Source organism: Njordella calcicola, assembly GCF_056494125.1.
Map to the genome: position 1 here is coordinate 591,255 of NZ_CM151396.1, position 13,602 is coordinate 604,856.

Consider the following 13,602-nt stretch of genomic DNA (forward strand, 5'->3'; position numbering starts at 1 on the left):
AGTTTAAACTACCCGTCAACTTGCTTCTACGGGTTCCAGGCGACTGCGAGAATAGAACTTCTTTTGGAAATCTTAACCAGCAAAGCTTTCCCGGGGTTTTGCTGCAAGATATCCTAATAGGTATGGAACAGAAGCCTTTATCGGAATTGGTGCTCAATTTAGTCAATTCCCCGACCTTTCGGCCGTGTAAACCGAGATCGATTGCCAAGCAGCTTGAAATCGGAGACGACGACTATCGCGAATTGAGGATGACGCTCAAGCGATTAGTCCAACGCGGTTTTCTCAAATTTGGTGCAAACCACCTTATTCATTCAATTCACCAGCCCACGCCGCCTGCCAGTCCTCCGACGGACCCTTCCAATCGGCGCCGCAAGTCATCCCAGCCCCCAAAAACGCTGGCGACCGATGGGGAATTTCCCGATACGGACGTGGCGAGCGAACCGATGGACTCCAGCGGTGATGACGCCGTGCCCGCTCCGCGATCAGCACGCAAAGGTCGGCAGCGTCAGGACAACCTTATTCGGGGAACTTTCCGAGCCGCCCAGGGTGGTTTCGGATTTGTTCGGCCGCTGGATCCAGGCTTATTGGAAAGCATGGACGACATCTTTGTTCCAGCTCGCTTTGTCAAATCCGCGATGGAAGGCGATTTGGTCGATGTCCAGTTGATCAACAGCCGAGGAGGGCAGGGCCGCGAAGGGGCCGTGGTCGAGATTATCCAGCGGGGCCGCCGGAAATTCGTGGGCACCTTTCAAATGGTCAACGAAGAACCTGTCGTGTGGCTGGATGGCGTCGCGATCGATTACCCGATCAACGTCGGCGATATTCGGGGGCTGCCTATCGAGCCGAATAACAAAGTCGTCATGGAGCTAGTAAAGTATCCCGAAACGACCACCACCGGGTACTTCATGCCAGGCGAAGGCGTGATTTTAGAAGTCCTAGGAACCAGTAAGAACCCGGCCGTTGATCTGATCGCGGTGGTCCACCAATTCAACTTGCCCGAAGAATTCAGCGAAGAAGTTCTCAATGAAGCCCGCAGCGTCAGCGATCGCTTTGACGAAAACGATCTGCAAGGCAGGCGCGATGTAACCGCGATTCCAACCCTTACGATCGATCCGGTGGACGCACGCGATTTTGACGATGCGATCTCTTTGTCACGCAACGACGCGGGCAACTGGGAACTGATGGTGCATATTGCAGATGTCTCGCATTTCGTGCAGCCCGGCAGCAAGCTGGATGATGAAGCAGCCGACCGAGCAACCAGCATCTATTTGCCCGACCGCGTCATTCCGATGTTGCCAGAGATCATCAGCAACTCGATCGCTAGTCTACAACCCAACAAGCGTCGCTATGCAAAGACCGCGTTGATCGAGTTTGATGAGTCTGGCATGGTCTTGCACACGGAGTTCTTTGCTTCGGTGATCAAGAACCAGCAGCGGTTGACCTATGAAGCCGTCGATGAGTTCTTGGAGGATCCAACCAAGAACGAGATGTCCGATACGATTCGCAAGCTACTGGGCGATATGTATGTGCTGGCGATGGTCTTGCGCAAGCGACGGATGGACAAAGGGGCCATTGAGCTGAATCTGCCAGAAGTCAAAATCGAACTTGATAAGAACGGCAAGGTCAAGGGAGCTCATCTGCAGGAGTACACAGATAGCCATAAGATTATTGAAGAGTTCATGCTGGCGGCCAATCAAGCGGTGGCTTCGTATTTAACCGAGCTGAACATTCCGTTTTTGCGTCGGGCGCATCCACCGCCACAAGGCATTAAGCTGAAACGTTTGACTGAATTCATTCAAGCGATCGGCATTGAGTGTGGCAACATGCAGAATCGTTTTGAGATTCAACGTGTGGTCGACAGTGTTCGCAATACGCCGCTGGAGCAAGCGGTCAATTATGCGATTTTGAAAAGCATGTCGAAAGCGGTCTATCAGCCGCATGAAGAACGCCATTACGCACTGGACATGACCAACTACTGTCATTTTACCAGCCCGATCCGTCGCTATCCCGACTTGATTGTGCATCGCATCCTGCAGGCCATCATTGACGGGAAATCGCCGAACGCTTCGGTCGCGGTATTGACCAGGCAAGGCCAGCATTGCAGCGACCGCGAAGTCAATGCGGAGTCTGCCGAGCGGACGTTGGTGCGAATCAAGCTGTTGCACTACATGAGCAAACGCATTGGTGAAGTGTTGTCGGGAACTATTACGACCGTCAAGCAGGATCGCATTGTGGTGCAGTTGCATGAAGTGCCCGTGGAAGGCGTGATTTTGCAGCGATCATTGCCTACCGATCGCTATCGATATGATCGTCAGTCGCACAGTTTCGAGGGGCATCGTAAAACCAATCGCTTCCGTTTAGGTGATGCGGTTTCGGTGCGAGTGCATGAAATCGATTTGGCCAAGCGTGAGTTGTTCTTTACGTATGAAGGTCGCTCGAGTTATCAAAAGCCAGGCATGAAGCTCAAGCCGAAGAAACGCAGTGGCAAACGAGCGACGGTGGCGAAAGTGGAACGCAAGCTAGAAGGATCGGCGGAAACTGCACCGAAACGAAAGAGTCGTCATCAGTCGGGCAAGCGTCACGCGCCGACGGGCAAACCAAAACGTCGCCGCGACTAAGCAATCGACTGCGTCTTAACCGTGGAAAGATCATGTCCATACCCAAGTACCTTCCGCACTATACGTTGCAAGACTACCAGCTTTGGGAAGGCGACTGGGAGCTTTGGGACGGCGTCGCCGTCGCGATTACGCCATCACCGTTCGGACGACACCAATGGGTTGTGGGTCAACTATTAACACAGATCAATCTCCAGTTACAGGCAGTGGCATGCCGAGATTGTGTTGCGGTCAGTGAAACGGACTGGGTTATTCAGCGTGATATGATTGTTCGGCCCGACTTGGCCGTCATCTGTGATCAATTCCCGGATCGAGTTATTGAAACGCCACCAGCGCTTGTCGTTGAAGTTCTATCCGCCAGCACCGCCGAGAAAGACCGAACAGCCAAGTTTGACCTTTATCAAAGTGAAGGAGTGAGAAATTACTTGTTGGTCGATCCAGAGAGCGTTGAATCCGCTGTCATGTTTGAGTTGCAAGAGGATCACCGATATCATTCTCGACTTGGCCAGCGATCGTTGGTAGTTCCGTTGCATGACGGCTGTCAGTTGGAATTGGATCTGTCCAAGCTGATGCGATGATATGCAACGATATTCTGAATTGCCGGCCGTTCTTACGGTTTTTCTTGGAAGATGAACTCGTAGAGATTTGCATAGCTCGCGGAGATTTGGTCGACGTCGGGAAACTCTAATTCTTCGTTGACCTTAAGCCACTTTAAGTCTATCGTCGCACTGTGCTCAGTACGCACCTTCTTGCCATCGATCGCTTCTTCATAATGTCCTTTAACTGTCTTTTGAGAAGGCAGATTGAGGCCTTTTATTAGCGTGTGTTTATATTCGAATACCGAACCCCGATCAAATTCGCTTCCTTTGCCCGTGTACGAAGGATTCCGGACCATGCTGAAACGCAATGGTACACCTATGACCTTATCAACAACATCAACACCGACAAAGTTGCTTTCGTTCGTGGCCATACCTCCGTAATGTATTTCGTTGCCTATCTGGCGCACGATCTTCTTTCCGCCAAGCCGGCGAATCATTTCTCCAAAATGCGCATGTCGGTCGAGGTCATTTAGCCGGGTGGACACGTTCACCGAAGTCAACTCGATTAATTCTCTGGCTGGTTCAAATTGCCAAAAGGTTTTTGCATCAGGATGAAACGGGGGCCCGCCTAAATTGTACTGTACCGCGGCACCATTGCGAAAATACTCTACGGCAGTCTTGAAGCCAGGGTTATTTGTAGGCTTCAGCTTTTTAAGATCAATTTCTTCGCTGCTCGCAAAAACCTTGATAGTCGCCTTCACTGCCCACTGCTCAGTTACGCACTTGACTATCCGGAAATGCTCTTCCTCAAAGGATTGTACATTGCGCCCCTCGGATTTGATCAGCTTCTTTCCCGATTGATGGCGTATCACATCATAGTTCTCGGTTGCTTCAAGTCTTGCGATGTGCGCTTGCAGTAGATTTGTCGCATTATCGTCCGCCAAAATTATCATGCGAGCATCCCAGTTGATTACGAAACCGATGGACACCGCTAATCCAATACAACACCTTTGGAACATAACCCGAACCCTTTTAGGGATAAGACGCTCTAAATGAATAGGATTTTGGCTGCGCACAGGAAACGCATCTGTGCGCAGCCAAGTTACTCGGAGTAGCGAAGGGAATGTGCATTCGAAAGATTGGTCATCTTTCAACGTTGCCGCTAATAACTGGTGCAGTTTGCTCCAGATGCCTGAGTTCCGTACATCTCGTGAAAGCCTATTGTCGCTTTGCAGTGATAAAGCTGATAACTGCCATAGTCATCGACCTCGTTGAAATTAATCTCGCAAGTCGAAACGTGATAACACATCGTCAAAGGGCCGTCAGATATTTGCGATTTACCATGCACGCCTTGTCCTCCATTGTAGGCCTTGGAATGATGCACTGGATTTAAAATGGCTTGAGTATGGCTACTGCATGGAACGTAAACAGAATGCCGTAATGTCGAACAAACAGTTCCAGAATATGGGTTGTAATTGTGTGAGCATGGTTGAGATCCATTCACAATACAATCCGCCATTACACTATTCTGTATCGCTGTATTTGCGAGAGCGATGCCGACTACCATCATCAGTTTTGAGATACTTCGTTTCATTTTTCTACCCTATTGATTTCTACTTCAGAACCTAGTTTTGAAACAACAGTCGAATTTGCGGACCAGCCAGCCAATCAACGTCTCATTCCACCTTCATTTTCAACTTGTACTCGGAGCCAGATGCGACCACGCTAATCTCAGCCTCTTTAGGCAACTTCTTTGTCTCCGGATCCAAAAGCAACTGAATCTTTACATCATAAAGCTGCTGGGTCAGCTTCTTGCTTTGAACCTTACCCCCGGGCGGATTGGCCAGCCCAATGCGCGGTGCGTCCTCGGGAGTTGGGACCAAAATCGGGTCGAGTCTTACTAGTCCTTTGCCGATCCAGAAATCGGAATGCTCGTCTTTGCTGAAACTGATGGATGAAGGCAGAATGGAAATCGGCAATGGGTTGATAACCTTCACGGGAATCGTCAGTTTGGGATCGCGGGCTGCTTGGCTGGCATCAATCGTCGATTTGTCGACGATGCTAATGATCCCTTCCGTGAGATCGGGTGGAACGTCGCTAGAATCGCAAACGCCTTTGATAAACGCCTTGAACGGTCCTCGCAGCTCCATCGACCATTTTACAAAACTTAATTCGGGTGTGGCGACGACGCCCAGCTTTTCAAGCTGAACGTTACGACCTGCGAACAACTCCAGGTCGAAGATGACTTTCTCGCCCTCCATGTTGGCCGCCCAGGTAGGCGGGACGCGAAAAACGGCTTCCCGACCACCACTGAATCCTAAAGCATCGGATATGAGACTGGAGACGATCAACATCACCGGACGCTCGCGACCCTCAACCTCCAGGTCGATGCGATATTGCATGCCGGGCTGATAAGGTTTGGTTGGTTCGGTTAGCACCACCAGCGGAGCACTTTGGCCAACGGCAATCGGTGGTGGAACGGATACTAGTTCCGTGCAACCGCATTGCGGTTTGATGCCCTTGATGCGAAACGGCTTGGAAGTCTCATTGTTCAAGATGAGTGTGTACTTGGTCTTTTCACCGGTTTTCTGCTCACCTACCTGGATCATCTTCGGATTGTACGGGTCATCATCGTCGGTAAAAGTGACTTCGGTCGTGGAGCGAGGTTGGTCGCTTACCGGCGTCCAAGTAGGTGGTATCTCGTCGAACGGCACCGGTTCTTGAGCACTCGCGGGCTGCGCGTGCCATGACCAAGAGAGGGCGAGAACCGTCAGTATCGTCGTGAGCTTTTCGCGACTGCTAGTTTTCTGAGCATCCGATACCTCCGGGATGTTAGTCATATTTGCATTCCTACGATGTGACTGCACTTTCAACAGAACTGTGACGAGGGCGGGTTGGTTCCGAATTCCGCGGGCGGATTTTAGCAAAGTTGCCGAAAATCCAGTTTTGGAATTTGTAAAATGGGAGGAAGGTAGTAGTTCGTAAAAGCTTGCCAGGAAGAGGCTTAGAGCGCAATCTCTGATTTTTTTTTTGTGCTGCGCGAATGTTGTGGGTCAGTTCCGCCGCCGATATGCTCATACGTACGAATTGCGTTTCACTGCGGTCCTCTTCCACGTAGGTGATTTATGCTCTCTCTTCCACAACCATTCTTGGATGAATTGTCGCTGATCTGCTCGCCCTGGACGATTGTATCCAACGAGCAGCAGAGTAAACGTTGGCTTGTCGCAACGGAATTAGCTAGAAACAGTACGCTGCAGTGCAGCAAGTGCCGTGAGCTTTCGCCACGATATGATTTGCTGCCGCCGCGTTTGATCCGGCATGTCGATTATGCTGACCAGCAAGTGTGGATGCGAATCCGCATTCCACGTATTTTGTGTTCCACGCATGGTGTGCAAATGGTTCATCAGAGTTTGGTTCGCCGCTCAAGTCGATTCACGGTCGCCTGCGAGCAATGGATGGTGTCTCGCATAGTTGATGGCGTTTCACAAGCCAAATTGGCGATCAATCTTGGGATAGATCGCGGTACGCTTGAGCGATTGTTCTTCGGCGCTATCGCAGGGTCGCAATCGTCAGTTCACGCCAAAACGTAACCGTCGCGTTATACTTTAGTCGAATCACCGAATCCTATGTTCTGCTAGCCCGTCATCTCGACTTATGAAACTCGGAATTAGTCCAATCGTGGACTTTGCATTCGCAAAGGTTTTCGCTTCGCCAGAGAACAAGCTGGTCTTAATCGCATTTCTCAATGCAATCTTGCAACTGGAGCATCAGGTCGCTGATTTAACCCTCCAAAATCCCTTCAACATCAAGGATTTTGAAAACGACAAGCGTACTATCCTTGACATTAAAGCGATTGATGCTCGTGGGCGCATCTTAAATGTCGAGATGCAGCTTGCTATTCACGGCAGTTTTGTTCAGCGCATCGTGTATTACGGATGTGAGTTGTACGCTGATCAATTACGTCAAGGCGATGACTATGATGTGCTCAATTCGGTATATTGTATTTCGATTGTTGAACGGAAGCTTTGGCGCGATTCGATGCAGGTTCACCATCGTTTCAGGTTGATGGATCAGCCATCAGGAAGAGTTTTAGAGGACACATTGGAGTTTCACACGCTGGAACTTGGGATGTATAATGTGAAAGAGTTGGAACTGGCAAACGCTAGTGCTGCGGATCGTTGGTTGTATCTGCTGCTTTATGCGCAGGACTATGAGTCGCAGCGGTTGAAAGAGCTGTTTCCTGAGCTTGCGTTTTTGAAAGCGATTGAGACGCTCATGGAAATTTCAGAGAAAACAGAGGACAAAGCAATGTACGACGCCCGCCAAAAAGCCAACCGCGATTACGAGTATTTTATGAAAGCCGCCTTACGCGAGGCCGAGCAGCGTGGTGAGCAGCGTGGTGAGCAGCGTGGTGAGCAACGTGGTGAATTGCGAGGGATTCAGATTGGCGAAGCTCGCGGAAAGATACGTGCTCTGCAAGCCATTCTGCTGATACCTGAAATAACAGATGCCGATTTTTCTATGCTTGATCAAGTTGCCATCGACCAAATGATCGCTGACTTGCAGAGCCAACTGAGATCTCGTTCGTAGTCTACCTGTTTTTGCGAGGCATGAATCGTTGCTGTCACAGCGTTGCTGCTCTGCGAGGTGTCTGGGCTCCTGCCGTTCTCACTCTTGTTGAGGCTGTTAATAGCGCCCTCGAGAGATGGGATTGGTGGCGGCAGCGTTGGGATGGTTGATGGGCGAGGCAGCATCTGCGGCAGGCTTTTCGACCGGGCCGTTGTATTCGATGATCAGCAGTGCGTCGGCGCGACTTGGTGGCGCGCTGGGTACGAGTTTGCCTAAGCCAAACAGGCCAGGGTTACCTTGCGCATTTAGGATAGTCGATCGAGTGCTATCGGCTGGCGGTGCGACGACTCCGCATGAAAGTACCAACGTTTGGTCGGCGGGCCATTGGAACCGCTCTTCCAAACGCCAGGACATCAGTTGTGGAACTGTGATCTGAAGCGCCTGCATGGCTCCGTTGGCACCGGGCATGTTCACAGCGACTGGATTCATCTTTTCCACTTGGTCCAGCGAGCACTGCACAACCATATCGATGGTCCGCTCATCGGGTGAGAGCATGGGAGCTAGCTTGATTTGGTAGCCTTCGCGAATTGAGGCGTTGACGGGGACATACGTTGGCACGCCGTTGGGTTGCTGGATCTGATCATAGGAACGAGCGTAGGAGACTGTGCGAAGATTCTCGATGTATTGCGGCTGTCCATTGACCGCTTGCAATCGAGCTCCGGCCACTTCCGCGAAATCGTTGCGAGCGCGTAGCGTGGCCATCAGCATCGCGGTTTGTTCTTTGCCCAGCAGCCAGCCTTGCAGTCCCGGTGACTTAGGATCGACTGCTCGCATCCACGATAGCGTCGTGGTGCGCCAGTTCGGCGAGCCAATCAGAACAACGCGTGCGGTAAAGTTCTGCGGCTCGATGCTGCCATTGACAAAGCGTTCGTAGACTTTCTTGACGGCTTGGTGGATGCCATCGTTGTGATACACCGCTAATGAATCGCGATTGACCGACAGGATGCCCATCGGTTCATGGAACCAGATGTCGGTGCCAGTTTCGCGCAAGATCCAGTCGACAATCGCTTGCTGGGGTTTGGGATGATTCTTGAGGTGTTGGGTATAGGGGCGGATGTCATACGTTGCCCAGTACTGGCCAGCCGATGCATCGAGTGCTCGCGTCGTTGCGCGAGAGATAGATCCCAGACCAGCGGCATTGCTACCGAAGCCTGTCGAAGTGGCAGAGCTTGCGGCCGACGACCCATTGCTCGGCAGATTCGCTGGCGAACCACTGGTGTTACCTACGTTTGGTGATGGCAGAGAATTCGCGTCGCCAGCGCTGCCGGAGTTGCTTGGCAGTGGCATGGCCGATAGCGAGGGTACCTGCATCGAATCTGAGGTTTGAGAAAACGCGTCTCCCATAGCCATCGCCCAAAAGCAGATGACGACGGTGAATCGGATGCTGAAGTGGCAATGCATGGTAATGTCCCGTATAAAACTGAAGAATCGTCCGGAGTGTAGGGAAATTCTTTGCGTCAAGGGAAGAGGGGATCCACTGCATAAACGCGTCGCAATAGCGAAAAGCCGCAAATTCCGGGGCCGCCGGATCGTTTTGGAGGTGAGAATTCAATGAAGTTTCGAAGGCAAAACTTGACTCGGCTTGCCGCAAGGCCGACAATGCACCTTTCAGAACAAACCGCTTTCCGCGAAGCTTTGCAAGGTAAACCGATCTATGGCATCCGACGTCGGCAATCAAGACGCAGTGGAAGAGTTGGTGCGATTAGGCAAATCGACGCTCCAGCTTTTGGAAATGAAGGAGCAGGCAGCGAAAATTGGCGCGGCCAAATTAGAACTGCAATCCATCCTGGCCGAAGCGGAATCGGGCAAGACCGAGCAACTGAAGGAGTGGCTGCAGGCACATGCCGATCTCGCCGATGTAAAAAATCCCACGCCGGTTGTCAGTCCCGCTCCGGTGATGACACGCGCTGAAGAGCTTATCAGTGCTAAGCACGCGGGCATCCACGAGCCTACCGACGAAGTAGTATTGTCAGCGCCAGCGGAAGCTAGCGATTGGACCGATCTGCTATTGGCATCAAGAGCTCGACGGTCCGTGGCGGCCCAAGAGGTAGTGACCAGCGACGCAGGCATCACTCCCGCATCAGAACTTTCGGCCGACAGCGGAACAAGCCAAGCCAACGGTCCACGTTTTGTGCCACCTGATGACCCTGCCCGAGCTTGTATTCTGACCGCGCCGCTAACATCGACGGCCCGCCCGAAACAGGAAGGGCAAGTCAAGAGCACGAAGCTGCTGTTGGATGACAAGAAGCCTTCCAAGCCTGCTCCTAAAGTCGCCTTCGATGTAGCGCAAGCGATGTCGACCGAGGAGGACGAGAGTAAAGGCAAACGTGCGATACGTTGGCTGACCGGCAGTGTCGGCGTCAGTCTGGCGGTACACATCATTCTAACGATCGGTTTGGGTTTGGCTGTTTATAGCATTTCCCAGCCGCCCGAGCCAATTCGAATCACTTCGTCGAATTACGAGGAGGTGCAAACGCTGGAAGCACCAATTGAACTTGAGCAGATCGAGCAACTGGATGTGACCGAAGTTTCGACCCAAATGCCAACGCCGATGGTTTCATCAGCGTTCGATTCACCCGCCACGACAAATCTAGCGATGGCGGAATCGGCCATCGGACCGATCTCTGCTCCCATGAGCAATCCTGTCGGGTCGGCCGTATCACAAGCGACCGGAGCTGTTGGAGGCAGTGGTGATATGATGGGAGCCGTACAGTTCTTGGGAGTCGGCGCGGCGGGGAACACCTTCGCGTTTCTAGTGGACAACAGCGGTAGTATCGCCGCTGACGGTGTGTTTGATATGGCCAAGACCGAACTGATGCGAGCGGTCCAAGCGCTCAAACCGACGCAACGTTTCTTTGTCGCTTTCTTTGGCGAGGAACTGCAGGTCATGGTCATCGATGGTGGCAAACCCAGCGACTATCCAGTGTACGCGACGCCTGAGAATATTCAGAAGTTGGGCCGTTGGGTCCTGGGCGTGAAGATTCAGAAAGGTCGCCATCCTGGGGACGCCATCGAGTTGGCGATTGAGAAAGACCCTGATGCGATCTTCTTGCTGTTTGATGGTGCCACAATGATTGACTTGCCCGAACGCGTGAAGAGAGTGAATCGCGTCTTTGACTTGATTTCCGGTGAGCGACCGAAGGTGCCAATCAATACCTTGCGCTTTCCGCCGAGCAAGTCGGATGCGAAAGATGAACCGAAGTTTGATGCGATGATGAAAAAGCTTGCGGCAGAAAATGGCGGTACGTATCGTTATGTTCCTAAGCCAAATAAGCCAGTGCGATAGCGCTTTGGGTACTCAGCGGGCGGAGCCGCTGAGCTACGAGTAAGCCAGTGCGATAGCGGTTTGGGTACTCAGCGGGCAGAGCCGCTGAGCTACGGGAGATGTAAGTTCTCAGCGGGCGGAGCCGCTGAGGTACGAGTGGATTCTCAGCGGGCGGAGCCGCTGAGGTACGGCGGAGCCGCTGAGCTACGTAAGGCTGAATCCAGTTTGGCCGCGATGCATCAAGTAATGATCGGCGATTGCACAAGCGACCATGGCTTCTCCGATCGGAACAGCTCGGATGCCCACGCAGGGATCATGTCGACCCTTGGTCATCACGTCGACTTCTAGACCGCCAGCGGTGATCGATTGACGTGGAGTGAGAATCGACGAAGTCGGCTTGACTGCAAACCTAGCGACGACGGGTTGGCCGGTCGAAATGCCGCCCAGGATGCCACCGGCGTGATTGCTCAGAAACATGGGTTTGCCGTCGGCACCGATCCGAATCTCATCGGCGTTATCTTCGCCTTGCAACTGGGCTGCCGCCATACCATCGCCGATTTCAACTCCTTTGACGGCATTGATACTCATCAAATGTCCGGCGATGTCTTGATCCAGTTTCGCATAGATAGGAGCGCCCAATCCGGGCGGCACCCCTTCGGCGACGACTTCGATGATCGCTCCCACCGAGGAGCCCGATTTGCGGATCTTGGCTAGTTCGTCAGCCCACAATTCTGCGGTTGCTGCGTCGGGGCAGAAGAAATCATTTTGGTTGACTTGATCCCAGTCCCATCGCGAACGATCAATCGCATGTGTTCCCATTTGGACCATGGCGGCACGAACGCTCAAGCCGGGGACAACCAACCGAGCCAGTGCGCCAGCGGCGACGCGGGCGGCGGTTTCTCGAGCGCTGGAGCGTCCGCCTCCACGATAGTCTCGGATTCCATACTTCACGTCGTAAGTAAGATCGGCGTGACCTGGGCGATAGCGATCTTTAATCTCAGAGTAATCTTTGGAGCGTTGATCGGTGTTCCAAATTAGCATGGAAATCGGCGTGCCCGTGGTGACCAGTTTGCTCGGATCGCTTTCGCTGGGCATGACCCCGGAGAGCACTTGGACCTCATCGGCTTCCTTACGCTGAGTCGTAAATTTGGACTGGCCTGGCTTTCGGCGATCCAATTGCGTTTGGATTTCCGCGATGGAGAATTCAATACGGGGGGGGCAGCCATCGATGACGCAGCCAAGTGCCGCGCCGTGGCTTTCGCCCCAGGTGGTGACGCGGAACAAGTGCCCGAAAGTATTGAAGGACATACGCTACTCGCTGAATTTGCCGCAGATAAGCGTCGCGTTGTGCCCGCCGAATCCGAAGCTATTGTTCATCGCGTATTGAATGTGCATTTCGCGTGGATGGTGCGGAATATAATCTAAATCGCAATCTGGATCGGGGAAATCGAGATTGATGGTGGGTGGCGCGATGTTGTTGTAGCAGGCCAGAATCGAGAGGATCATCTCGATCGAACCGCTGGCTCCTAGAGCATGACCCAAGTGGCCTTTGGTGCTGGAGATCGCAACCTTGTAAGCGTCCTCTTTAAAGACGGACTTCACAGCGACGGTCTCCGCTTTGTCGCCCAGTGGAGTGCTGGTACCGTGGGCATTGATATAGCTGATCTGGCTGGCACTGAGTTTTGCATCGGCTAGTGCGTTGGACATAGCGCGACCGGCTCCGCGTCCTTCGGCATCGGGAGCTGTGATGTGACCGGCGTCGCAGGAACCGCCGTAGCCAAGCACTTCTGCATAGATCTTGGCACCGCGAGCTTTGGCGTGCTCTAGTTCTTCGAAGACCAAGACGCCCGCACCCTCGCTTAGCACAAAGCCATCGCGCTGGGTGTCAAAGGGGCGGGAAGCCTTTTGTGGCTCGTCATTGCGAGTGGACAGAGCCTTCATATTGGCAAAGCCAGCTAGGCCCATCGACGTAATGGCTGATTCGGTACCGCCGGTCAGCATCACATCGGCTTCGTTGTAGCGGATGGCTTTGAGTGCGTCGCCCATGGCATTATTGCTGGAGGCGCACGCGGTAGCAACGGCGAAGTTGGGGCCACGTAAACCGTAAGCGATACTGATATGACCGCCGGCGGCGTTGAGCATCATCTTGGGGATCGTGAATGGGCTAACGCGATCAGGACCTTTGGTCAAAAGACGCTGGTTCTGCTCTTCGATTTCGTGCAGGCCCCCAATACCGCTGCCGAGGATCGCTCCGCATCGATACGAGTCTTCTTTCGCGAAATCAAGACCGCTATCCCGCACGGCTTGCAAGGCGCCGAACATGGCAAATTGAACGAAGCGATCCAGACGATTGATCTCTTTGCGATCCACAGCCGCAGCAGGATCAAATTCGACGCATTCGCCACCGAATTTGACCTTGTGAGGTGTAGGATCGAGAAGGACCAAGGGCCGGATGCCACTGCGCCCGGCCAAGATCGCTTGCCATAGCCCGTCAACGTCGTTTGCAAGTGGCGTAACACAACCTAAACCGGTTACGACAACCCGACGACTCATG

At 52.9% G+C, this 13,602-nt stretch carries 11 protein-coding genes; 5 read left to right on the forward strand and 6 right to left on the reverse strand.

The window, feature by feature from the left end:
- Nucleotides 1–122: 122 nt before the first annotated feature.
- Nucleotides 123–2,618: a ribonuclease R gene (gene rnr / locus SH302x_RS02160; RefSeq protein ID WP_479366981.1), complete on the forward strand. Its 2,496-nt coding sequence runs from the start codon at nt 123–125 to the stop codon at nt 2,616–2,618.
- Between the two features lie 32 nt (nt 2,619–2,650).
- The gene (locus tag SH302x_RS02165) at nt 2,651–3,193 is read left to right on the forward strand and encodes a Uma2 family endonuclease (RefSeq protein ID WP_479366983.1); all 543 of its coding nucleotides are present in this window, start codon (nt 2,651–2,653) and stop codon (nt 3,191–3,193) included.
- A gap of 32 nt (nt 3,194–3,225) precedes the next feature.
- Here SH302x_RS02165 and SH302x_RS02170 read toward each other — a convergent pair whose 3' ends face one another.
- The 3 genes from SH302x_RS02170 to SH302x_RS02180 all read right to left on the reverse strand — a co-directional run bounded on the left by SH302x_RS02170 (nt 3,226) and on the right by SH302x_RS02180 (nt 5,994).
- On the reverse strand, nt 3,226–4,143 hold the full coding sequence (locus SH302x_RS02170) for a hypothetical protein (RefSeq protein ID WP_479366985.1): 918 nt from the start codon (nt 4,141–4,143) through the stop codon (nt 3,226–3,228).
- Nucleotides 4,144–4,316: 173 nt separating this feature from the next.
- Nucleotides 4,317–4,748, reverse strand: a complete 432-nt coding sequence (locus SH302x_RS02175; protein WP_479366987.1) for a hypothetical protein — start codon at nt 4,746–4,748, stop codon at nt 4,317–4,319.
- Between the two features lie 82 nt (nt 4,749–4,830).
- Nucleotides 4,831–5,994, reverse strand: coding sequence for a DUF1573 domain-containing protein (locus SH302x_RS02180; protein WP_479366989.1), 1,164 nt, complete (start codon nt 5,992–5,994; stop codon nt 4,831–4,833).
- A 285-nt stretch (nt 5,995–6,279) separates the two neighbouring features.
- On the opposite strand from SH302x_RS02180, the gene SH302x_RS02185 reads away from it, so the two are divergent.
- Nucleotides 6,280–6,744: a hypothetical protein gene (locus tag SH302x_RS02185; protein WP_479366990.1), complete on the forward strand. Its 465-nt coding sequence runs from the start codon at nt 6,280–6,282 to the stop codon at nt 6,742–6,744.
- A gap of 64 nt (nt 6,745–6,808) precedes the next feature.
- Entirely contained in the window at nt 6,809–7,744 is a 936-nt protein-coding gene (locus SH302x_RS02190) for an Rpn family recombination-promoting nuclease/putative transposase (RefSeq protein WP_479366991.1), read from the forward strand.
- A gap of 96 nt (nt 7,745–7,840) precedes the next feature.
- Here SH302x_RS02190 and SH302x_RS02195 read toward each other — a convergent pair whose 3' ends face one another.
- Nucleotides 7,841–9,184, reverse strand: a complete 1,344-nt coding sequence (locus SH302x_RS02195; protein ID WP_479366992.1) for a hypothetical protein — start codon at nt 9,182–9,184, stop codon at nt 7,841–7,843.
- A gap of 253 nt (nt 9,185–9,437) precedes the next feature.
- On the opposite strand from SH302x_RS02195, the gene SH302x_RS02200 reads away from it, so the two are divergent.
- The gene (locus tag SH302x_RS02200; protein WP_479366994.1) at nt 9,438–11,069 is read left to right on the forward strand and encodes a vWA domain-containing protein; all 1,632 of its coding nucleotides are present in this window, start codon (nt 9,438–9,440) and stop codon (nt 11,067–11,069) included.
- Between the two features lie 183 nt (nt 11,070–11,252).
- Here SH302x_RS02200 and aroC read toward each other — a convergent pair whose 3' ends face one another.
- Both aroC and fabF read right to left on the reverse strand, forming a co-directional pair.
- On the reverse strand, nt 11,253–12,356 hold the full coding sequence (aroC, locus tag SH302x_RS02205) for a chorismate synthase (protein ID WP_479366996.1): 1,104 nt from the start codon (nt 12,354–12,356) through the stop codon (nt 11,253–11,255).
- A gap of 3 nt (nt 12,357–12,359) precedes the next feature.
- On the reverse strand, nt 12,360–13,601 hold the full coding sequence (gene fabF / locus SH302x_RS02210; RefSeq protein ID WP_479366997.1) for a beta-ketoacyl-ACP synthase II: 1,242 nt from the start codon (nt 13,599–13,601) through the stop codon (nt 12,360–12,362).
- Nucleotide 13,602: the final 1 nt, after the last annotated feature.